The sequence below is a fragment of the Geobacter pickeringii genome (assembly GCF_000817955.1).
GTDB lineage: Bacteria > Desulfobacterota > Desulfuromonadia > Geobacterales > Geobacteraceae > Geobacter > Geobacter pickeringii.
Genome location: NZ_CP009788.1, coordinates 834,594 through 856,269, shown reverse-complemented (window position 1 = coordinate 856,269; position 21,676 = coordinate 834,594). Strand labels below are relative to the sequence as shown.

The following is a 21,676-nucleotide window of genomic DNA, read 5'->3' as shown; positions in this document are numbered from 1 at the left end:
CGTTCAAGACAAAAGAAAAAAGCGGGCCCCGTCCGGACGGCCCGCTCCAATCTCCCCATCGGCGGGAGAGGCTATTTTTTCTTGACGACGAGACCGTCGCCCGACACGGAGAGATCGACCCGTACCGTATCCCCCTCCTGGAAGTGTCCGTCGAGGAGCATGATGGCCAGCGGGTCCTGGACCTTGCGCTGGATGGTCCGCTTGAGGGGGCGGGCGCCGTAGGCGGGATCATATCCCTCCTGCGCCAGATAGGCCCGGGCCCTGTCGGTGATCTCCAGGGTAAGATGACGTTCCGCGAGACGTTTCGCAAGCCCCTGGATCTGGATATCGACGATCTCCTTGATCCGCTCCAGCGGCAAGGCGTGGTAGATGGCGATCTCGTCGATCCGGTTGAGGAATTCGGGCTTGAATCCCTCCCGCAGGGTCTCGGTGACCATCTGCTTCATCCGGGCGTAGTCGCTGCTGCCATACTGCTGGATCCACTGGGAGCCGAGGTTGCTCGTCATGATGATGACCGTGTTGCGGAAATCCACGGTCCGTCCCTGGCCGTCGGTAAGCCGGCCGTCATCGAGCACCTGCAGCAGGACGTTGAAGACCTCCGGGTGGGCCTTCTCGATCTCGTCGAAGAGGACGATGCTGTAAGGGCGACGCCGGACCGCCTCGGTGAGCTGCCCCCCCTCCTCGTACCCGACGTAGCCGGGAGGGGCGCCGATGAGCCGGGCCACCGTGTGTTTCTCCTGGTATTCGCTCATGTCGATCCGGACAATGGCCTGATCGTCATTAAAGAGAAACTCCGCCAGCGCCTTGGCGGTCTCGGTCTTCCCCACCCCGGTGGGGCCGAGGAACAGAAAGGAACCGATGGGGCGGTTCGGGTCCGAGAGCCCCGAGCGGGCCCGCCGGATGGCGTTGGCCACCAGCACCAGCGCCTCGTCCTGGCCGATCACCCGGCTCTTGAGCCGATCCTCCATGTGGACGAGCTTCTCCGCCTCCCCTTCCATCATCCGGGAGACCGGGATGCCGGTCCACCGGGAGACGATCTCAGCCACGAGCTCGCCATCCACCTCTTCGGGGAGCATCTTCCCCTCCTTGCGGGTCTCCTCCAGCTCGGCGCTCTTCGACGCGATCTCCCTCTCGATGGCCGGGATCTCACCGTAGCGGATCTCCGCCGTCCGGCCCAGATTTCCCTCCCGCTCGGCCTTCTTCGCCTCCTCCCTCTTCTCCTCGAGCCGCTGCCGGAGCCCCCCCACCTGGCCGATGATCTCCTTCTCCCGCTGCCAGTGGGCCTTGAGCGCGGCGGATTTCGCCCGCAGCTCCTCCAGTTCGTCGGCGAGCTTCTTCAGCCGCTCCTGGGCGTGGGGGTCCTGACTCTCGCGGAGCAAGGCCTGCTTCTCGATCTCCAGCTGGATGACCCGTCGCTCCACCTCGTCGATCTCCGTCGGCATGGAGTCGATCTCGATCCGCAGCCGCGAGGCGGCCTCGTCGATCAGGTCGATCGCCTTGTCGGGAAGGAAGCGGTCAGTGATGTAGCGGTCCGAGAGGGTGGCGGCGGCGATGATGGCGCTGTCCTTGATCCGGATGCCGTGGTAGTTCTCGTACTTCTCCTTGAGCCCCCGCAGAATGGCGATGGTGTCCTCAACGCTCGGCTCGCCGGTGTAGACCTGCTGGAACCGACGCTCCAGCGCCGCGTCCTTTTCGATGTACTTGCGGTACTCGTTGAGGGTGGTGGCACCGATGCAGTGGAGCTCCCCCCGGGCCAGGGCCGGCTTGAGCATATTGGAGGCGTCCATGGCCCCTTCGGCAGCGCCGGCCCCCACCAGGGTATGGAGCTCGTCGATGAAGAGGATCACCTTCCCTTCCGACTTTGCCACCTCCTTGATGACCGCCTTGAGACGCTCCTCGAACTCCCCCCGGTACTTGGCGCCGGCGATGAGCGCCCCCATGTCGAGGGCAGCCAGCCGTTTGTCCTTGAGCGTTTCAGGCACGTCGCCCGAGACGATCCGCTGGGCAAGCCCCTCCACGATGGCGGTCTTCCCCACCCCCGGTTCTCCGATGAGGACCGGGTTGTTCTTCGTCCGCCGCGACAGGACCTGCAGCACCCGCCGGATCTCGTCGTCGCGGCCGATGACCGGATCGAGCTTCCCCTGCCGGGCGAGGTCGGTCAGGTCCCGGGCATACTTGGCAAGGGCCTGGTATTTATCCTCCGGGCTCTGGTCGGTCACCCGCTCACCGCCGCGGATCTCCTGCAGCGCCGCCAGCACCGCATCCCGCGTGACACCGGCATCGAGGAGAAGCCGGCTCGCCCCCCCCTGTTTTTCCGCGAAGAACCCGAGGAGCAGATGTTCGGTGGAGACGAACTCATCCTTCATGGCGTCGGCTTCCCGCTGGGCCCCGTCGAGAATCCGGTTCAGGGCGGGCGAAAGGTATGCCTGGGCGGTGGCCCCGCTCACCTGGGGAAGCTTTCTGAGAAGGGCGGCAACACCTTCCCGCACCGCCTCCGGGGCAACCCCCACTTTCCGGAGTATCGGGCCAACCAGGCCTCCCTCCTGTTCCAGCAGGGCCGCCAGCAGGTGTTCCGGCTCGATGGCACCGTTTCCCTGGCGCGCGGCAAGCTGCTGGGCCGAGGCGAGGGCCTCCTGGGTTTTTATGGTCATCTTCTCGGGTCTGATCATGGGGCGTTCTCCTTTCCTGGTCCAAGGAAAACATAGGCACGCCCCGGGGCGATGTCAAGGAAGGGGAACGACGAGAAAAGGGAGAGCGGGGACGGGGGGAGTCAGGGGGTGGACAGAAGATCGAATTCGAGCTGGGTCCAGTTCTGCCGTTTGATCTTCGGGCCGGGGTAGTAGCGGGGGCAGGAGGAGATGACGACCGTTGCCACCTGCTTGCAGTGGCGGCGGCAGGAGCTGCAGAGCTTGTTGGGCTCGGTGTTACGTTTCATGGCACCTCCGGCCGGGGTGGATGGGGAGCCGGACCGGCTCCGCTGACATCGCCATGGTAGCAAAAAACGGGACAAAAAGAAAAGGCGGCATCGTGCCGCCCTCTCTTTTCGTGTCACACGTCGTCGACCGGGTCAGGCAATCTTCCGCACCCAGCCGAAGCTGTCCGCGACCCGGCCGGTCTGGATGCCGGTCAGCGTATCGTAAAGCTGACGGGTAATCGGTCCCACGCCACCGTCGCCCACCGTATAGGTCTCGCCCTTGTAGGCGAAGGTGCCGACCGGGCTGACGACGGCGGCGGTTCCGCTGCCGAAGGCCTCGGTCACCTTGCCGGCGCGGATGTCGGCCAGCAGTTCGTTCACATCGATGAGCCGCTCTTCGATGGCATAGCCGAGGCTTGCCGCCAGCTTCAGGACCGAATCGCGGGTAACGCCGTTCAGGATGGTGCCGGTGAGGGGGGACGTAACGATGGTCTTGCCGTAGGCGAAGAGCATGTTCATGGCGCCCACTTCCTCGATGTACCGGCGCTGGATCCCATCGAGCCAGAGGACCTGGTCGTACCCCTTCTTCTTCGCTTCGAGGCCGGCCTTGAGGGAGGAGGCGTAGTTCCCCCCCGTTTTGGCCTCGCCGGTGCCGCCGGGGACGGAACGGACGTAGTGGTCCTCCACCATGATCTTTATCGGGTTGAACCCGGCGGCGTAGTAGGCACCGACCGGCGAGAGGATGACATAGAAGTAATAGTGGTCGGCCGGCTTGACGCCAAGAACCGGCTCCACGGCGATCATCGTGGGGCGGATGTAGAGCGAGGTCCCCTCCGAGGCGGGAATCCAGTCGCGCTCCAGGGATACGAGCTTCTCGATGCCGCCGAGAAAGAGCTCCTCCGGCACCTCGGGCATGCAGATCCGTTCGGCGGAGTGGTTGAAACGGCGGGCGTTCATCTCGGGACGGAAAAGAGCGATCGTTCCGTCGGCCCACTTGTAGGCCTTGAGCCCTTCGAAAATCTCCTGGGCATAGTGGAATACGGCACAGGCAGGATCGAAGACAAACGGCGCGTAGGGCTCGATGCGGGCATCGACCCAGCCCTGGCCGGCCTTCCATTCGGCCACGAGCATCCGGTCGGTGAAGAGCTTGCCGAAACTGAGCTGCGACTCATCGGTAAACTTGGGCTTTTTCCGTTCCTCCGGGAGCGGCGCGATTCTGATCTCCATCTGCGGGAACCTCCATTGTACGGCGCGGTGCGTCGGAATAGGAAACTCTTTCTTGTCTATCACACGCCCTCGTGGGGGGCAAGGTGTTTTTCCCTCGGCCCCCGTCGTTCGCCGTCACTCCCCCTCGATCCTGCCGATGAGCCGCAGGAGCCCATCCAGGATCGCGGCCGGATGGGGGGGGCAGCCGGGGATATAGAGATCCACCGGAAGGATGCCGTCCACGCCGTCGTGGGCCTCGGGGGAGCCGGCAAAGGGGCCGCCGCCGATGGCGCAGGCGCCGCAGGCGACGACGATCTTCGGCCCCGGGATCGCCTCCCAGGTCATCAGCAGCGCCTCCCGCATGTTCTCCGTCACCGGGCCGGTGACCCAGAGGCCGTCGGCGTGACGGGGGGAGGCGACGAACTGGATGCCGAAGCGCCCCAGGTCCCAGCCGATGGTGGAGAGGACGTTGGTGTCGGCCTCGCAGGCGTTGCAGCCGCCGGCGCTCACCTCGCGAAACTTGAGGGAGCGCCCGATGAGGGAGCGAAGCCCCGGCTCCAGGGGGTGGGCCAGGTGGCGTTCACCGCCGGGGCGGACCACGAGCTGCTCCCGTCTCGTGGCCGCCAGCCGGTGGTCGGTGGTGAAGCGGACGAACTCGCCGGCGGTGCATTCGGGGCAGAAGAGGCAGCGTCCCATATCGAGGACGATGCCGCCGTCGCAACTGATGGCGCCGTGGGGGCAGGCCGCGGCGCAGGCGTCGCCGCCGGCGCGCTCCGCCCCGGGAGTAAACTCCGGATATCCCCGGAACCGTTCGGGAAGGTGCACCGGCTCCTTCGGATAGGCCATGGTCCGGTGCCCCTGCTTCAGCCGTGCGATGATCGCTCTCAGCACTTACCTTTTTCCTTTCTGACGCCTACAGATCGAATCCGCAGTACGACAGGTTGAAGCTCTTGTTGCAGAGGGGGAAGTCGGAGATCTGCTCTCCCCGCAGCGCCATGGCAAGCCCCTGCCAGTTATGGAACGAGGGGTCGGTCACCTTGTAGCGGAGGAACCGCCCCGCATGGTCGGTGATCGCCACGTGGCAGATCTCGCCCCGCCACCCCTCGGTGAGGGCCACGGCGACCCGGTTTCCCTGCAGGTTCCCCGCTTCGCCCCGGCACCCTCCCTCCGGCAGGTACCGGAGCTGGTCATGGATGAAGTCGAGAGATTTTACCGCCTCCTGCCACCGGACCGTGGTGCGGGCGCAGACGTCGCCATGGTGGGCGGTGACGAGAGGGACCGGAGCCGTCCGGTAGATGCCGAAGGGGTGGTCGCGCCGCACGTCCCGGTCGAGACCGCAGGCCCGGGCCGCGGGCCCCACGAGCCCCAGATCCCGGGCGGTGTCGGCGGAGACGGTGCCGGTGTTCTCCAGCCGGCTCATGACCGACGGCGTGCTCCAGAGGAGCTCCACGGCGTTCTCCAGGTCGGTCCGGGCGGCGGCGAGGCGGGCCAGGAGGTCGTCGCGCTCCGCCTCCCCCAGGTCGAAGAGGACCCCGCCGGGACGGAGGAGCCCCCGGCCGAACCGGCTCCCGCAGAGGACCGCAGTCATGGTGAGGAAATCCCCCCGGATCCTCCCGCAGAAGGAGGAGGTGGGGAGATACCCCACGTCGCCGGCGATGGCCCCCAGATCCCCCGTGTGGTTCGCCAGCCGCTCCAGCTCCAGAGCGATCCCTCGCAGCGCCTCGGCCCGGGTCGGGACCTGGACGCCGGCAAGGGCCTCCATGACCATGCAGTATGCCTGCATATGGCCGATGGTGGTGTCGCCTGCGATGGTCTCCATCCGGAAGGGGGTGCGTGGATCGGGCCCCCCCGCGAGCCCCCGCTCGACCCCCCGGTGCTGATAGCCGAGCGATATCTCCAGGTGGAAGACCTCCTCGCCGTGGCACTGGAACCGGAAGTGCCCCGGCTCGATGATCCCCGCATGCACCGGCCCCACCGCCACCTCGTGGACCTCCTCCCCTTCCACCCGGTAGAACTCCATGACCCCGGGGAGGATCGGGTCGTCGGGGGCCCGTCCCCAGGCGTCGCGGCCCGGGACGAAGGAGCGGTGGAATCGCACCGGTTTGAACCACGGATGCCCCTCGGCGGGGATGCCGCACTGCTCGGCGATCTCCCGTTCGAAGAGCTGCACCTGGGGTACGAGGCGGGCGATGGAGGGGAACGCGCCCACCGCATCGGCCGTTGCGACGCCGATGACCCCGTCGGCAGCGGACGACAGGACGCAGCAGAGGGTGGCCCCGCTCTCCGTCGGGATGCCGAAATAGGAGGAGACGCGCCAGCCGCGGTCGGTGGCGTCGATGATCGCCTGGAGGAATGCGGTCGCCTCCAGGCGCGGCACCTCGCCGAAGGGGACGGCGGCGCCGTTGGGGAACGTGCGGAAGGGAACGGTCATGGCCGGGCCTCCAGGAGGGCGGCCCCGTCCCGCAGGAGCTGCCGGAAGGGCTCCGGCAGCCAGACCCCGAGCATGAGGATGAGCCCCAGGAGCGCCAGGGGGGGGCCGACGGTCAGGAGCCGGTCGCGGTACCCCGTCCGCTCCGCATCGGCCGGGGGCTCGCCCATGACGAGGGGGAGGACGGTGAGGGCCATGCCGATGAAGACGATGGCGAGAAAGAGGAGGAAGAGCCCCCCCACCAGGTAGCGCCCCTCCACGAAGGCGCTGCTCACGATAGAGAACTCACTCACAAAGGGGGAGAACGGCGGCGAACCGGTGATGGCGATGAAGCCGGCCAGGAAGAGCCCGGCGGACCAGGGGAGCCGCTCCAGGGCGCCGCGGACCACCTCGGTGCTCTTGCTGTTGTAGCTGCGGTGGATGTTGCCGGAGGAGAGGAAGAGGACCCCCTTGGTGAGGCCATTGTTCAGCAGGTGGAAGAGCGCCCCGAACAGAGCCCCCTTGCCGAGCCCCAGGGCGACCGCCAGGATGCCGACATGCTCCACGCTGGAGTAGGCGAGCATCCGTTTGAAATCGGCCTGGCGCGCCATGAAGACCGCCGCGAGCCCCATGGAGAGGAGCCCCATCACCAGAAGCGCCTTCTGGAAGAAGAGGTACTCGCCGCCGGCGGCGAGGCTGATCTGGTAGACCCGCAGGATCGCCAGGAAGGCGCAGTTCACGAGCCCCCCCGCCAGGAGCGCCCCCACGAGCCCCGGCGCCTCGCCGTAGGCATCGGGCTTCCAGGAGTGGAGCGGCGCGATCCCCATCTTGGAGCCGAACCCCACCAGCATGAAAATGAACGAGGCGTGGAGCCACCCCGGGTTCAGCTCCCGTGCCGAGGCAAGGATCGGCCCCAGCAGCAGCGTGGCGTCCCGCTGGGCCACCAGGGTGGCGTAGGCGAGGAAGAAGAGCCCGAGGAGCGCCAGGGCGATCCCCACGGAGCAGATGAGGAGGTACTTCCAGGTGGCCTCGATGGAACGGGCGTTACGGTTGAAGTAGATGAGCGGCGCCATGGTCACGGTGGTGGTCTCCACCGCCACCCAGAGGAGCCCCAGGTGCTGGGAGACGGTGACCAGGGTCATGGCCGAGAGGCAGGCGAGCATCCCCATGCAGAGGACGCGGCTGGAGCGGTCCCGCCGGTAGGCCAGGTACCCCACGGCGTAGACGGCACAGACCAGGAAGAGGATGCTGATGGTCAGGAGCACGATCTTCCCGAGGGGGTCCAGAGCGATCCACCCCTGGGGGGACGGCGGCGGGGTCCATGCCAGGAGCGCCACGGTCAGGGCCAGATGCGGGACGGCCACGGCCGGCAGCACCAGGGGGCGAAACCGGTTGTCCGGGACGATCCAGGCGGCCAGGGCGCCCACGAGCGGCAGGAGGATGGCGGCGGTCAGCATCGCGGTCACTCCTCCCTCAGGGCGCTCAGGCGCGAGGTGTCGATGGAGGAGAACTCGCGGCTGATGTGGTTGATGACGATCCCCATGACGAAGATCCCGACGAGGAGGTCCAGCAGCACCCCGGCTTCCACCATCACCGGCATGGCGGTGGTGAGCAGGAGGCTGAAGATGAAGATGCCGTTTTCCAGCACCAGGTAGCCGATCACCTGGGAGATGGCCTTGCGCCGGGTGGTCAGCACGAGAAAGCCGGTCATGAGGGTGGCGATGGCGGCAGGGACGAAGAGGAGATCCCGGTGCTCCGGCATCAGGGGGAGCCGCTCCGCGAAGACGAAGGCCAGGGCCGTGCCGATGGCGCCGAGGATCAGGGTCGGGACGTAGCCGATGAACGGCTCCACCTCACGCTTGATACCGGCCTTGCGGACGGCGTCGCTGATCAGCCGGGGGATGACGATCCCCTTGGCCGCGATGATGCCGGCGGTGATGGCCACCAGGTGCCAGGAAAAGGAGTGGATGATACCGGGAAGCACCCCGAGGATCACCCCCTGCAGCGCCGCCGCCCGGATACAGAAGGCCATCCGGCTCGACCCGAGGACGACGAAGTTGATGAGCATGACCAGCACGAGGAGTTGATCGGCAAGGGAGTCCATGGATTACCTCAGTATCAGGAGCATGGAGAAGGCGGAGAGGATCGTCGCCGCCACCAAAAGCTGCGGAACCCGCACCAGCCGCAGCCGGGCCATGACCGACTCCACCACGCCTATGGCCACCGCCAGGACGACCATGGACGCCACGAAGACTCCCCAGTCCGTCAGGGGATCGCCGGTCCGCAGCGGCAGCGCCACGTTCATGAAGAAGGCCCCGAGCACGAAGAGCTTGAGGGCCGCGCCGTAGAGGATGAGCCCGAAGGCCGGCCCGCTGTGGTCGAGCACCATAACCTCGTGGATCATGGTGAGCTCCAGGTGGGTGGTGGGGTCGTCGAAGGGAATGCGGCAGTTCTCCGCCAGGAGCACGATGAAGAGCGCCCCCACCAGGAGCAGCAGGGAGGCCCCGGTCTTGAGCCAGTCCGCCACGGAGGGGTGGGTGAGCATCGGCGTCAGGGAGAGACTCCCGCTCATCCGGGCCAGGGTGACGAGGGCGAAGAAGAGGGTCGGCTCGGCCAGGCAGGAGAAGGTCACCTCCCGGGCCGCCCCCATCCCCTCGAAGCTGGAGCCTGTGTCGAGGGCGGCGACGGTGGTGAAGAACCGGGCCAGGCCGAAGAGGTAGGCGAAGAGGACCATGTCGCCGGCGAAGGAGATGGGTGCCCCGTGGTTGCCGAGGGGGACCAGCAGCGCCGCCACGGCGGTGGCGGCCAGGGTCACCACCGGTCCGGCGCGGAAGAGCCAGGTGGTGGTGTCGCTGAAAACGCTCCCCTTGCGCAGCAGCCGGGCGATGTCATAGTATGGCTGCAGCAGCGGGGCGCCGACCCGACCCGCGAAGGCAGCCTTGGTCTTGCCGATCACCCCCAGGAGGAGGGGGGGCATCAGGATCGCCAGCAGCAGGTGGATGATCGTATCGAGCATGGTGCACCGTCCCCCGTCAGTGGGCCCAGACCATCAGCAGGAAGAGGGTGGTCAGGAAGTAGAGCATGTAGAGGTGCAGCCGGCCGTGCTGCAGCCGCCGCAGGAAGGCGAAGGAGAGTCCGGCGGCCCGGAAGAGCGGCATGATGATCCGCTCCAGAATCGTCTCCGTCGGCACGAACCGGAACGATGCCGGTGTCGGAAAGATCCCCGCGACGGCCGGTCCTTCCCGGCGGGGAGCGACGATTCCGTCGAACTGGCGCACCAGCGAATCGGCAAAGGAGACGCCGGTATACTGGATTCGCGGTGACGGCGCCAGGTAGCCGCACCCCCAGGTCCCCCCCCGGACGACGGCGGTGCGCTGTAGCCGGAGCGCCAGAAGCACTCCGACAAGGAGCACCGCTCCGCCGAGGAGCCCCATCCCCGCGGCGAGCCATCCCAGCGGCACCAGCGCTTCCAGGGCCGCCGGCGGGATGGTGCCTAAGGCCGCCACCGCCGGCGCCACCAGGCGGAGAAGCGGCGCGGGGGCGATCCCCGCCGCCAGGCAGCCAAGCGCCAGAAGCCCCATGGGCACCCCCATCTGCCAGCCGGGAACGTGGGGATGGGGAACGGCGCGCCGGGGGGTCCCCAGGAAAACCACCCCGTAGAGTTTCACGAAGGTGACGACGGCGACCCCTCCCACCAGGGCCAGAAGCGGCGCCGCCAGTGCCAGGAGCGGGACCGGCGCCGACACCGCCTCCCCGAAGAAGCCGGCATAAAGGAGGAATTCCCCCACGAAGCCGTTGAAGGGTGGCAGGCCGCAGATGGCCACCGCCCCCGCCAGGAAGAGGAGGGCGGTACGCGGCATGGAGCGGGCGAGCCCCCCCATCCGGTCGATCTCCCGGGTGCCGGTCGCGTGGATCACCGCGCCGGCCCCGAAGAAGAGGAGCGGCTTGAAGAGGCTGTGGTTGAGGAGGTGCAGGAGCGCCCCCGTCATCCCGAGGGTGAAGAGGGGAGCGTCGCCGGTCGCCTCCCCCACGAGGGCCGTGCCGATGCCGAGGGCGATGATCCCGATGTTCTCGATGCTGCTGCAGGCCAGGAGCCGCTTCATGTCCCGCTGGGACGCCGCCAGGACGATGCCGGTGAGGGCCGAGACCGCGCCGGTCACCAGGATGGTTCCTCCCCACCAGAGGGGGACCGCCGCGAAGAAGGAGACGGCTCGCAGGATGCCGTAAATCCCGATCTTCAGCATGACGCCGGACATGAGGGCGGAAACGTGGCTCGGGGCACTGGCGTGGGCCGCCGGCAGCCAGAGGTGGAGCGGCATGAGCCCCGCCTTGGCGCCGAAGCCGACGAGGGCGGAGACGACAAGGACCGTCGCCGGCACCAGAGCCGGATTCAGGGAGTGGGGAGCGGGAAAGAGGAACGAGCCGGTGATCCCCCGCAGCAGGGAAAAGAGTACGAAAAGTCCGGCGGTGCCGGCATGGGTCGCCACCAGGTAGACGATCCCCGCCTGCCGCACGGCGGGATCGCGGTGCTCGACGGTGACGAGGAAGTAGGCGGAAAGCGCCATGACCTCCCACGCCATGAGGAGGAGGACGCCGTTACGGGCGACAACCACGGCCGCCATGGCCGCGGCGAGGAGGCCGTAGAAGAAGGTGAGCTTCGGTTCGGTGGCGCGGTTGGCGGCGGCCGGCCAGTAGCCGAGGGCGTAGAGCGAGCCGCAGCCGAAGACGAGGAAAACGGGGATCAGGAAGAGGGCCGAGAGGGGGTCGACGGCGATGTCGCCGGGACCGAAGGGGAGGGTCCAGGCGATGATGAAGGTTGCCGTCCGGCGCTCCACGAGCATGCGGAGCGCGCCGCTCACCCCCAGGAGAGCGGCGCACACCGCCGTTACGGCGGCCAGGAGCTGGCCCGGGAGAAAACGGCGCGCCGTCAGCCCCGGCAACCCGGAAAGAGCCGCCAGAACCACGGCGGCAAGGATCTGTGAGGCGGGGTCTCCCCCGTCGAGCGCGGATTCCATGTTACGTATCACCCACAAAGACGTACGGCGCAACAACACACATAAAAATGTCTAACACCTTGCAAAACTATATGGTACTATTTTTTATACGTCAATAACATTTTATGACGCACAGGAGACAAAGATGCCGAACACCCGTCTGAACATCACGCTGCCGACCCACATCGTCGACGACATCAAGGCGCTCTACGGCCCCCGGGGGCTGAGCCAGTTTCTGGAGGAGGCGGCCCAGGAAAAGCTGGCAGACCTGAAGAAAAAGGCCTATAAAGGGCTCATCGAGGGATACCGGTCCACGGCGGACGAGACGGTGGAGGTCCTGAAGAAGTTCGAGGCGGCGGTGACGGAGGAGCGCGATGTTTAAGCGGGGGGGGATCTATTCGGTCAACCTGGCCCACGAAGGGGACGGCACGCCGGAGATCTGCCCCTGCGTGGTGGTGAGCAACAACATCAGCAACGAATTTTCACCGGTGGTCACCATCACCCCCCTCTCCTTCCGGAACCTGGAGAAGATCTACGAATTCGAGACCTTCCTCCCGGCGGAGAAAACCGGCCTGGCCGCCGACACCAAGCTCAGCTCCCACATCATCATCACCATCGACAAGTCCAAGGTGGTGGGGGAACGGCGGGGGTTCCTGAGCAGGCCGCTCATGGATCAGGTGGAGAAGGCGCTCCGCCTGCAGCTGGGGCTGTGAGTCCATGACGACTTCGGCGGAGATGGCGCCTGCCCGCGCTGCGGGGGGCGGGATCCGGCGATCCCGGGGAGGATGAGCCGATGGCCGGTGGAGGGGAAATGATATCACCCGGAGCGCTCCTGCTCTGCGCCTCCGTTCTGGCCGCCCTGTCGGGCGTGCCGTCCCTCGTCCGGCGGATCTCCCCCACCGTCGGCCAGAAAACAGCCACGGTGCTCATGGTGCTGGCCGCCGTGACGGGGGTCGGCGGAGCCGCCGCCACCCTCATCACCGGCCGGACCGAAACCTTTCTCCTCTCCTGGGGGCTCCCCTTCGGCCCCGCCGAACTGGCCGTCGATCCCCTCTCCGCCTTCTTCGCCCTCCCGATCCTCCTCGTTGCCGCCTGCTGCGCCCTCTACGCCCCCGGCTACCGCCCCGCCCGGGACAATCCCCGTTCCGTGCGCCGGATGACCTTCTTCTTCGGCATCCTCGTGGCAGCCATGATCGGGGTCATCGCGGCACGCAACGGCGTCCTCTTCCTCGCCTTTTGGGAAATCATGGCCCTTTCCGCCTATTTCGTCCTCACCACCGACCACGGCACCCCCGCGGTCCGGGAGGCAGGGACCCTCTACCTGATCACCACCCATATCGGGACCCTGGCCCTCTTCGCCCTCTTTTCACTCCTCAAGGGGACCGGAGGATCGTTCCTCTTTCCCGCCGCGGCATCGCTCTCCGCCGGCGGAGGGATCGGGGCGGGAATCTTTCTGACGGCACTCCTCGGGTTCGGCGTGAAGGCGGGGCTCATGCCGCTCCACGTCTGGCTCCCGTCGGCCCACGCCAACGCCCCCAGCCACATCTCCGCCATCATGTCCGGAGTCATCCTGAAAATCGGCATCTACGGCATTGTCCGGACGGTTTCGTTCTTCTCGGGGATTCCGCTCTGGTGGGGGATCGTCCTGCTGGCGGCGGGGATGACATCGGGAATCGCCGGCGTCGCCTTCGCCCTGGGGCAGCACGACCTCAAGCGCCTCCTGGCCTACCACAGCATCGAGAACATCGGGATCATCGTCATGGGGCTCGGCGTGGCGCTCATCGGGGCGGCCACGGGGGTTCCCTCCCTGACCCTCCTCGGCATGGCGGGGGCGCTCCTCCACGTCCTCAACCACGCCACCTTCAAGGCACTCCTCTTCCTCGGCGCCGGCGCGGTGATCCATGCCACGGGAACCCGGGAGATCGACCGGATGGGGGGGCTCGCCCGCACCATGCCGCGCACCGCCCTTCTTTTCCTCACGGGGGCCGTGGCCATCTGCGGCCTGCCGCCGCTGAACGGCTTCGTGAGCGAATTCCTCATCTACCTCGGGATATTCCGGGAGACGGTCCACGGCGGCGGGACTGCCGCGGCCGTCACCTCGCTGGCCGCCCCGGCCCTCGCCCTCGTCGGCGGGCTGGCGGTGGCCTGTTTCGTCAAGGTGTTCGGCGTGGTCTTTCTCGGTCTCCCCCGGAGCGGGAATGCCGTCGGCGGACATGAGGCGGGGCGGTCCATGCTGGCCCCCATGGCGCTTCTGGGAGGTGTCTGCGCCATCATCGGCCTCGTCCCCGTGGCGGTTGCGCCGCTTCTGGACGCCGCGGTCCGCGCCTGGCGGCCGGAACTGGCCCTCACGGCCCCTTCCCTCGCCGGAATCGCCCCCCTGGGGTGGCTGATGGCCATCGCCGCCGGCGTGCTCGCAGCCGTTGCGTTCCTGGCAGCCTTCTACGGCCGGAAGCTGGCCGCCGCGCCCACCACCACCGTCTCCTCCACCTGGGGATGCGGCTGCCGGGCCCCGACCCCCCGGATGCAGTACACCGCCTCGTCCTTCGCCGCGATGCTGGTCGGCCTCTTCGGCGGCATCCTCCGTCCCCACGGAGAGCGGCCCGAAATTCGGCACCCCTTCCCCCTTCCCTCCCGCTTCCGGAGCCATGTGCCGGAGGCGGTACTGGAATGCCTCTACCTCCCCTTCCTGAGCCGGGCGAACGGGAAACTTGCCACACTCCGAAGGCTCCAGCACGGTCAGTTGCACCTCTATATCCTCTACACCCTCGTCACCCTCGTGACGCTCCTCGTGCTCGGGATGTGAGCCGCGCGTGCTCTTTCGGGGCCCGGAAAACAAAAAGAGCCGCACCCCTTCTCGGGAGTGCGGCTCTTTTTGCGTCGGTCAAAGACGAGCTTACTTGGCAGCGGGAGCGACCGGGGCTTCGGCCGGCTTGGCCTCTTCCTTCTTCACGGTCTTCTTCGCCTTCTTGGCCTTCTTCACCTTCTTGGCGGCCGGCTTCTTCTCGGCCTTCACCGGCGGGTGGCCGGCAGGCATGGCCGGAGCAGCTTCAGTGGCCGGCTCAGCGGCGAAGGCAACGGCGGCGAAGGCAACGGCGACAAGGGATGCGGTGATGGCGGACAGAATGCTTTTCATGGTGAGCTCCTTTACGGGTTGGTGATGACTGCGTTCTGTCTAAACATGAGCAGCAATCGTGCCAGCGTCTCCCCGAACCATAACACGCCGTAATAATTGAAAAAACATTTCACTTCTTCCATTTTTCCCGTTCAGGGCACCCGAATCCCGCTGGATGTTGCCGCAAATGCGGTGACCGATCCCTCTTCCCTCAGTAGATCGCAAAGTTATCCGGATCGGAGAAGATCTCCCGCAAGAGCAGATTGTTGAGATGGTGGCCGGTCTTGAACGCCTCTACCTTGCCGAGCATCCGGTAGCCGCAGGTGTAAAGGTCGCCGATGAGGTCGAGGATCTTGTGGTTGACGAGCTCTTTCTTGTACCGCAGGCCGTGGGGGTTGACGATACTGTCGCCGCCGATGACGACGGCGTTGTCGAGGGAGCCCCCCTTGGCGAGCCCCGCCTTGCGGATCGCCTCGATCTCCTCATGGAGGACAAAGGTGCGGGAGTTGATGATGGAGACGGCGTTCTCCACGTCCATGACCCGCTTGCGCTGTTTGCCAACCGGGGGACGGAACTCGATGGTCATGGTGATGTCGAGGGTGTTCAGCGGCTTTACCCGCACCCAGGCGTCATTGTAGTGCGCCTCCACCGGCCGGAGCACCTTCAGGTAGACCCCGGGCTCGGGGAATTCGTAGAGTCCGGCCCGCCAGATCTCATGGTAGAACTCCCAGGCCGAACCGTCCATGATCGGCACCTCGGGGCCATCGATGTAGACGAGGCAGTTGGTGACGCCGGCATAGTAGAAGGCGGCCATCAGGTGCTCGATGGTGGCTACCGCGACCCCCTCGGCGGCCACCTGGGTGGAGAGGCGGGTGTCGGCCACCATATCATAGCGGGCCGGGATAGTGCGACCGTTATGGACGAAGGCGATGCCGAACTCGCGCCGGGGGAGGAATTCGAGGGTCACCTCCCGGCCGGTGTGGAGTCCGATGCCGCTCAGCTTGAATATCCTGTTGATGGTTGTCTGGCGTTTTATCATGATGGTCCGTCGCCTCGCGATCGAAGAGTGGTGCCCCATCATCGCATATTTCTGACGCATTGCCTACCGGCACGTGGGAGAGAGGAGGGATAACGACCCGACATCGGGCGACATGCACCGTGATGTCGATGGTTTGCCGCCGCTCCCCCTGCTAGCATGGAAGGCAGAAAAGGCGGCAATCAATGAAGGAGGGGAGGAACATCATGAAACGGATCATGGGTGCAATACTGGTAGGGTTCGCCATCATGCTGGCAGGATGCGGCAGCGAGGTCCAGGTATCGGCAACGGTGCCGGTGGTGGTTCCGGTCGTTTCCGGGCCGGGCATCGACTCCATGAGTTTTTCGCTCGACACGGCCCGGCATTTCGTGGTCGGCGCGGTCAACTTCTCGGCCCCCCACGCCGATCTGGACAGCATGACCATCGTGGTGGCCGACAACCGCGGACAGGAGGTGGCACGGACGCTGACCGATCTTCGCTCCTTCGCCGGCTATGCGGCAGGGACCATTTCGTTCTCCATCGACTACATCGCGTACCTGCCGGGGACCTACACCTTTACGCTCTACCTCACCGACCGTACCGGCCTGTTATCGAACCCGGTCTACGGCACCTTCGTGGTGATCTGACGCGGCGCCCCCTGTTCCGGCAGCCAGAGATCCACGGAGGGGGTCTCCCGCTCGTGGGCCTGGAGATCCTGGTGCCAGAGCCCCTGGTCGCGCCGGGCGACGATGAGGCTTCGCCGGTGGCGAACCTTGCGAACGAAAACGGCGCGGTCCCGGGTGTCGAAGTAGATGACCCGCCCCTGGTCACCCCCCAGATCGGCGGAGACGAGGGGAATCCCCTCCGTGCGGAGGAACTCGCGGATGAAGTCGCTGTTGACGCTCCCGACGCAGGAGAAGTTTCCCACTTCACGGGAGTTGGTCAGGATGGAGGCGCCGCCGAAGGCCTTGGCGCGGAGGCGTTCCCGCCGGGCACCGTGGCGGATGAGGGAGTTGACGAGGAGCTCCATGGAGTGGATGCCGTAGCGCCCCGCCTCGGTGATGCTGAAATGCATATCCCGGGCATACCGGCGGTTGCTCAGCATGAAGTGATTCATGCCGGCCACGCCGGCCTCCGGGTCGTAGAGGCAGGCGGCTACGCACGACCCCAGAAGGGTCGAAATGACCACATCTCCCGCCGTGACGAAATACTCGCCGGGGGCGATGCGGGCGACCTTGCGTCCTTTGAACCGAGGGGGATGGAGGGGCATGGGGTGCAGTATAGCAGATCGGCGGCGGGATGCACGCCGGCACATCAGCTACAGCTGCACGCAGATTTGCCGCACGACGCCTTGCACGCCAGGTCGGCCCGCCGGTCTCCCCCCGCCGCCGTAAACCGCTCGATGGCGGGGCGGAGGACGAACCATTCCCCCTCGACCATCTCCCCTGCAAGGATTCCCTGTTTCACGAGCATGAGGAGCCGGAGCGGGGTGGTTCCCAGCTCCCGGGCCGCGGCCTCCAACGATACGAGATCTGTCGCCATGGTGTGAGCCTCGCTTTCCGCCGGCGCCTGAAGCGTCCGGGCCGGCATACCCTCCATCTTCATAAGGCGTGCCAAGGGAAGATCTCTCCGCCCATCGTCCGTCCATCTCCTGCCGGCGGGCGTTTGGGCGCCCGCTGCCTCCGGGCATCCCCCTCCAGTCACGACAACCGTGCCGAATCGTTAGGCACCAGCATGGTCGGGATGGTCAGCAGCGCGCCATCAGGTTGATTTTTCGCACGATGCGGGTAGAGTCTTGAGGAACGATTCTTCAGCGGGAGGGAGCGATGCCCCATGATTCCTTCGATTTCACGGCGTTCGAGAGCGAGGTGACCGGACGGATCGTCCGCGGGATGGGGACGGGAGGAGATGCCCAGAAAATTGCGGCCGTCATGGCGGGGGTTGTCGCTTTCGTCGAGGCGGCCCTGGAGGGAGAGCTGGATGGGGCGGAGCGGACCCTGATGGCCTGCGGGCCGGGATGCGCCACGTGCTGCGTGGTGAACGTGACGGTCCTCTTCCCCGAGGCGGTCGCCATCGCCGCATACCTGCGGACGGCCATGGACGCCGAGGAGCGGGAGGAGCTGGCGGCGGCAATCGAAGGGACCGCCGGGATGGTGCGCTGGATGGACGACGCCGAACGGATCCGGCGCCATATCCCCTGCCCGTTCCTCGACCGGAGCGGACGGTGCCGGATCCACCCGGTCCGTCCCCTCACCTGCCGCGCGGTGACCTCCACCAACCCCGGAGCGTGCCGCCGGGCCCTCGATGCCGTCGCCGGCGGGGACGACGAAGGCGAACCGCTCCTGATGAACCTCTTCCAGAAATTCCTGCTGGAGACCGCCTTCCGGGGGGTGGCGAAGGGGCTGGCCCGCCGGGGGCTGGACGACCGGGGGGGCGAGCTCACGCAATCGATGGCTGAGCTGCTGCGGGGCTAACCGGGGATGATGATGCCTTGGCACCCTTCGGCGGACGCGTCGGTTATCCGCACGGTAATCTCGGTGTTGCCGCACGCCTCGTCCCCAGCAAAGGTCACGGGGATGTAGTTGCGCGACAGCCCCACCAGGAGCCCGTTGCGCCCCCGGTACTGGACAAGGACCGGCAGCTCCCGCCCCACGAACCGCCCGAAGAATTCGCGTTTTTTCCGTTCCGAAAGTGCTCGGAGAATCTCCCCCCGGGCACGGATCGTCCTGGGGTCCACCTGGTCCGCCATGCGGGCCGCCGGGGTACCGTCGCGGCGGGAATAGGGGAAGACGTGGAGCGCCGTCACCGGCAGCTCCTCCAGAAGCCGGACGGTGGTGCGGAACTCGTCGTCGCTCTCGCCGGGAAATCCGACGATGACGTCACAGCCGATGAAGATGTCGGGGAGCGCTGCCACGAGCTTCTCCACCGTCTGCCGGAAGTATTCCGCGGTGTAGCGGCGCGCCATCCGCTCCAGGACCCGGTCGTCGCCGCTCTGGAGCGGGATGTGGAGATGGGGGCAGACGCTCTCCGCCCGGGCCAGGAAGGCGATGAGCTCGTCGGTCACCTCCTGGGGCTCCACCGAGCCGACCCGCAGGCGCTGCACGCACCGCTCCGCCTCCGCCGCCTCCAGAAGCGTCAGAAGGGTTGCGGGGGGATCCAGATCCAGGCCGTATCCACCCAGATGGATCCCGGTGAGGACCACCTCCCGGAATCCCTTGGCGGCAAAGGTCCTGATCCCCTCCAGCGCCTGCGGAAAGGGGACGCTGCGGCTCCGTCCGCGGGCATAGGGGACGATGCAGTAGGAGCAGAAGGCGTCGCAGCCGTTCTGCACCTGGAGAAACGCCCGGGTATGCTCGGCAAAGCTCTCAAGCTGCAGCGCCTCGGTGCTCCGCTCGCGGGAGATGTCCGAGACGAGCACCTTCTCCGCCGGCACCCCCCCCTTGAGGATCTCGGCAAGCCCCTTCTTCTCGCTGTTTCCCACCACCAGCGACACCCCCGGCAACTCCTTCAGCTCGCCGGGAGCGACCTGGGCGTAGCAGCCGGTCACCACCACCCGCGCCCCGGGATTGGCGCGCAGGGCCCGGCGGATGAGGCGGCGCGACTCGGCATCGGTCTTCGCCGTGACGGTGCAGGTGTTGATGACGTAGACGTCGGCCTCCTCGCCGAAGGGGACAATCCGGAACCCCTCCTTGTCGAGACTCTCGGAGATGGCCGCCGACTCGAACTGGTTTATCTTGCACCCGAGGGTGGTTATGGCAACACGCTGCATCGCTACCGCCTCTCCTCGATCCAGCCGCCGCCGAGCACCTCGTCGCCGGCGTAGAAGACCACCGCCTGCCCCGGGGTCACCGACTTCTCCGGCTCCCGGAACCGGACCTCCGCCCGTCCCCCCTCACGCACCGTCACCAAGCAGGGGACGGGGTGGTGGCGATAGCGGATCTTGCACGTCGCCTCCACCGTCTCTGCGGCGGGGGGAGCGATCCAGGTCACGTTTGCGGCCGTGAGTCCCGCAGCCAGCAGTTCTTCCTTGGGACCGACGATCACCTGCCGCCGCGCCGCATCGACCCCGACGACGTAGAGGGGGTGGGGATGGGCGATGCCGAGCCCCCGGCGCTGCCCCACCGTGTAGCGGTAGGTCCCCTCGTGGCGACCGAGGACGTTCCCCGCACGGTCGACGATCTCTCCGGCCATCTCGCCGGCACCCCGCTCCTCCTCCAGAAACCGGACGTAGTCGTTGTCGGGGACGAAGCAGATCTCCTGGCTCTCCCCCTTCTCCGCCACCCGCAGGGCGTAGCGGGCCGCCAGCTGCCGCACCTCCGGCTTGGTCATCCCCCCCAGCGGGAAGAGGATCCGGCCGAGCTGCTCCTGGGTGAGGGTGAAGAGGAAATAGCTCTGGTCCTTCCCCGGATCGAGCCCCCGGAGGAGGTGGAGCCGGCCATCCTCCCCCCCCTCGATTCGGGCGTAGTGCCCGGTGGCGAGGTAGTCGGCGCCGAGCTCCCGCGCCTTGTGCAGCAGGAGCGCGAACTTGATCCGCTCGTTGCACCGGACGCACGGGTTGGGGGTGCGGCCGCGGAAATACTCGTCCACGAAGTCGTCGATCACGAGGCGCTGGAACTCCTCCTCGAAATTCACCACATAGAAGGGGATCCCGACCTGCTCCGCCACCCGGCGGGCATCGTAGATGTCGTCCAGGGAGCAGCAGGTTCCGAACTTCTCCCCGTCGGGTGCGGTGAACTTCGAGTAGTCCCAGACCTGCATGGAGATGCCGATCACCTCGTGACCTTCCTCCTTCAGGAGGGCCGCGGCGACCGACGAGTCGACGCCGCCGCTCATGGCGACGACGATGCGCTGTTTATCCTTAAGAGCCATCTCCTCCCCTTCTCATCCGCGCCACGATCCCCGGCAGCACCTCCAGCACCCGGTCGATCTCCCCCTCCGTGTTTCCCCTCCCCAGCGAAAAGCGGACCGACCCCCGGGCGACCTCGGGCGCAATCCCCATGGCGGCCAAAACCGGCGAAAGCTTGAGGGTGCCGGAGCTGCAAGCGGAGCCGGAGGAGGCGGCAATCCCCGCCAGGTCCAGGGCCATGAGGAGCGAATCGGCCTCCACCCCGGCAAAGGAGATGTTGGTGGTGGTCGGCAGCCGCCGCTCCCGGGAGCCGTTGACCCGCGCGCCGGGCACCAGCGCCAGGATCCCCTCTTCGAGCCGGTCCCGCAGCCTCTTCAGCCGCGCCATCTCCCCTGCCATGGTGGCGGCGGCAATCTCGCACGCCGCGCCGAAGGCGACGATCCCCGCCACGTTCTCGGTCCCGCCGCGGCGGTTCCGCTCCTGGGCCCCCCCATGGATCAGGGGATGGCACTTCACCCCCCGGCGGATCACCAGGGCGCCGACCCCCTTGGGGGCATTGAGCTTGTGGCCGGAGAGGGCGAGGAGCGCGATCCCCGACTCCCGGAACCCGAGGGAGATCTTCCCCGCCGCCTGCACGGCGTCGCAGTGGAGGTAGACCTTACGGCGTGCCGCGATCGCGCCGATCTCCCGCAGGGGAAAGAGGACGCCGGTCTCGTTGTTGGCCGCCATGGCGCAGACCAGGATCGTCCGGTCGGTGATGGCCCCCTCCAGCCGGTCCGGGTCCAGCACCCCGTCGCCATCCACGTCAAGCCAGGTCACGGTGCACCCCAGCCGTTCGAGGTGGAGAAGGGCGTTCACTACGGCGGGATGCTCGACCCGCGTGGCGACGATGTGGTTTCCCCGGTCGGCGAGGGCGGCCGCAACCCCCTTGATCGCCATGTTGTCGGCTTCGGTCCCCGAGGCGGTGAAGACCACCTCCCCCGGCTCGCACCCCACCAGATGGGCCACCCGCTCCCGGGCCTCCTCCACCGCCCCCTTCACGGCGCGGCCGGCCCAGTGGATGCTGGAGGGATTGCCGAATTTTTCCGTCAGAAACGGCAACAACGCCTCCACCACGTCAGGGTGGACCGGCGTCGTCGCGTTGTGGTCCAGATAGATCATCGCGTTGCCTGTGTGTTAAAG

General features: G+C 67.0%; 21 protein-coding genes. 5 read left to right on the top strand and 16 right to left on the bottom strand.

The genetic code is table 11. From position 1 onward, the window contains the following. Positions 1-71 precede the first annotated feature (71 nt). The 9 genes from clpB to GPICK_RS03865 all read right to left on the bottom strand — a co-directional run bounded on the left by clpB (position 72) and on the right by GPICK_RS03865 (position 11,542). On the bottom strand, positions 72-2,669 hold the full coding sequence (gene clpB / locus GPICK_RS03900; RefSeq protein WP_039740672.1) for an ATP-dependent chaperone ClpB: 2,598 nt from the start codon (positions 2,667-2,669) through the stop codon (positions 72-74). A 101-nt stretch (positions 2,670-2,770) separates the two neighbouring features. Beyond that, positions 2,771-2,935, bottom strand: a complete 165-nt coding sequence (locus GPICK_RS17540) for a hypothetical protein (protein WP_144400033.1) — start codon at positions 2,933-2,935, stop codon at positions 2,771-2,773. A gap of 132 nt (positions 2,936-3,067) precedes the next feature. Beyond that, positions 3,068-4,141 (bottom strand): branched-chain amino acid aminotransferase, encoded by a 1,074-nt coding sequence (locus GPICK_RS03895; RefSeq protein WP_039740670.1) that lies wholly within the window; start codon positions 4,139-4,141, stop codon positions 3,068-3,070. 114 nt (positions 4,142-4,255) lie between these two features. After that, positions 4,256-5,011 carry an NADH-quinone oxidoreductase subunit B family protein gene (locus GPICK_RS03890; RefSeq protein ID WP_039740668.1) on the bottom strand — a complete coding sequence of 252 codons (756 nt, stop codon included), beginning with the start codon at positions 5,009-5,011 and terminating at the stop codon, positions 4,256-4,258. Between the two features lie 22 nt (positions 5,012-5,033). Next, positions 5,034-6,551: a hydrogenase large subunit gene (locus tag GPICK_RS03885; RefSeq protein ID WP_039740666.1), complete on the bottom strand. Its 1,518-nt coding sequence runs from the start codon at positions 6,549-6,551 to the stop codon at positions 5,034-5,036. Further along, on the bottom strand, positions 6,548-7,984 hold the full coding sequence (locus tag GPICK_RS03880; protein WP_039740665.1) for a proton-conducting transporter transmembrane domain-containing protein: 1,437 nt from the start codon (positions 7,982-7,984) through the stop codon (positions 6,548-6,550). Before GPICK_RS03880 ends, GPICK_RS03885 begins: the two co-directional genes overlap by 4 nt. Positions 7,985-7,989: 5 nt before the next feature. Next, positions 7,990-8,631 carry a hydrogenase gene (locus tag GPICK_RS03875; RefSeq protein WP_039740663.1) on the bottom strand — a complete coding sequence of 214 codons (642 nt, stop codon included), beginning with the start codon at positions 8,629-8,631 and terminating at the stop codon, positions 7,990-7,992. A 3-nt stretch (positions 8,632-8,634) separates the two neighbouring features. After that, a complete protein-coding gene (locus tag GPICK_RS03870) occupies positions 8,635-9,543 on the bottom strand; it encodes a respiratory chain complex I subunit 1 family protein (protein ID WP_039740660.1) in 909 nt (302 codons plus the stop codon). 16 nt (positions 9,544-9,559) lie between these two features. Further along, entirely contained in the window at positions 9,560-11,542 is a 1,983-nt protein-coding gene (locus GPICK_RS03865; RefSeq protein ID WP_039740658.1) for a proton-conducting transporter transmembrane domain-containing protein, read from the bottom strand. 124 nt (positions 11,543-11,666) lie between these two features. On the opposite strand from GPICK_RS03865, the gene GPICK_RS03860 reads away from it, so the two are divergent. From GPICK_RS03860 to GPICK_RS03850, 3 genes are all read left to right on the top strand, one after another. Further along, on the top strand, positions 11,667-11,903 hold the full coding sequence (locus GPICK_RS03860) for a hypothetical protein (RefSeq protein ID WP_039740656.1): 237 nt from the start codon (positions 11,667-11,669) through the stop codon (positions 11,901-11,903). Beyond that, a complete protein-coding gene (locus tag GPICK_RS03855) occupies positions 11,896-12,234 on the top strand; it encodes a type II toxin-antitoxin system PemK/MazF family toxin (RefSeq protein WP_039740655.1) in 339 nt (112 codons plus the stop codon). The genes GPICK_RS03860 and GPICK_RS03855 overlap by 8 nt, the downstream gene beginning before the upstream one ends. An 80-nt stretch (positions 12,235-12,314) precedes the next feature. Then, positions 12,315-14,324, top strand: a complete 2,010-nt coding sequence (locus GPICK_RS03850) for a proton-conducting transporter transmembrane domain-containing protein (protein ID WP_039740653.1) — start codon at positions 12,315-12,317, stop codon at positions 14,322-14,324. Positions 14,325-14,414: 90 nt separating this feature from the next. On the opposite strand, the gene GPICK_RS03845 is transcribed toward GPICK_RS03850, so the two are convergent. Both GPICK_RS03845 and lpxC read right to left on the bottom strand, forming a co-directional pair. After that, a complete protein-coding gene (locus GPICK_RS03845; protein ID WP_039740651.1) occupies positions 14,415-14,654 on the bottom strand; it encodes a hypothetical protein in 240 nt (79 codons plus the stop codon). A gap of 190 nt (positions 14,655-14,844) precedes the next feature. Beyond that, complete coding sequence (lpxC, locus tag GPICK_RS03840) at positions 14,845-15,672, bottom strand: UDP-3-O-acyl-N-acetylglucosamine deacetylase (RefSeq protein ID WP_039740649.1); 828 nt, start codon at positions 15,670-15,672, stop codon at positions 14,845-14,847. 203 nt (positions 15,673-15,875) lie between these two features. Between lpxC and GPICK_RS03835 the strand changes: the two genes are divergently transcribed. Next, positions 15,876-16,295 carry a hypothetical protein gene (locus tag GPICK_RS03835; RefSeq protein ID WP_039745253.1) on the top strand — a complete coding sequence of 140 codons (420 nt, stop codon included), beginning with the start codon at positions 15,876-15,878 and terminating at the stop codon, positions 16,293-16,295. Here GPICK_RS03835 and GPICK_RS03830 read toward each other — a convergent pair. Both GPICK_RS03830 and GPICK_RS03825 read right to left on the bottom strand, forming a co-directional pair. Next, the gene (locus tag GPICK_RS03830; RefSeq protein ID WP_052263267.1) at positions 16,271-16,918 is read right to left on the bottom strand and encodes a chemotaxis protein CheD; all 648 of its coding nucleotides are present in this window, start codon (positions 16,916-16,918) and stop codon (positions 16,271-16,273) included. The genes GPICK_RS03835 and GPICK_RS03830 overlap by 25 nt on opposite strands. Before the next feature lie 44 nt (positions 16,919-16,962). Continuing rightward, a complete protein-coding gene (locus tag GPICK_RS03825; RefSeq protein WP_236685639.1) occupies positions 16,963-17,265 on the bottom strand; it encodes a hypothetical protein in 303 nt (100 codons plus the stop codon). 209 nt (positions 17,266-17,474) lie between these two features. Here GPICK_RS03825 and GPICK_RS03820 point away from each other — a divergent pair, with 209 nt between their 5' ends. Continuing rightward, the gene (locus tag GPICK_RS03820; RefSeq protein WP_052263266.1) at positions 17,475-18,122 is read left to right on the top strand and encodes a YkgJ family cysteine cluster protein; all 648 of its coding nucleotides are present in this window, start codon (positions 17,475-17,477) and stop codon (positions 18,120-18,122) included. On the opposite strand, the gene mtaB is transcribed toward GPICK_RS03820, so the two are convergent. From mtaB to GPICK_RS03805, 3 genes are read right to left on the bottom strand one after another with little or no spacing between them, the layout of a single operon-like run. Then, on the bottom strand, positions 18,119-19,417 hold the full coding sequence (gene mtaB / locus GPICK_RS03815) for a tRNA (N(6)-L-threonylcarbamoyladenosine(37)-C(2))-methylthiotransferase MtaB (RefSeq protein WP_039740648.1): 1,299 nt from the start codon (positions 19,415-19,417) through the stop codon (positions 18,119-18,121). The two genes, GPICK_RS03820 and mtaB, sit on opposite strands and share 4 nt — an antisense overlap. Positions 19,418-19,419: 2 nt before the next feature. After that, the gene (gene mnmA / locus GPICK_RS03810) at positions 19,420-20,517 is read right to left on the bottom strand and encodes a tRNA 2-thiouridine(34) synthase MnmA (protein ID WP_039740646.1); all 1,098 of its coding nucleotides are present in this window, start codon (positions 20,515-20,517) and stop codon (positions 19,420-19,422) included. Continuing rightward, positions 20,507-21,655: a cysteine desulfurase family protein gene (locus GPICK_RS03805; protein ID WP_039740644.1), complete on the bottom strand. Its 1,149-nt coding sequence runs from the start codon at positions 21,653-21,655 to the stop codon at positions 20,507-20,509. Before GPICK_RS03805 ends, mnmA begins: the two co-directional genes overlap by 11 nt. Positions 21,656-21,676: the final 21 nt, after the last annotated feature.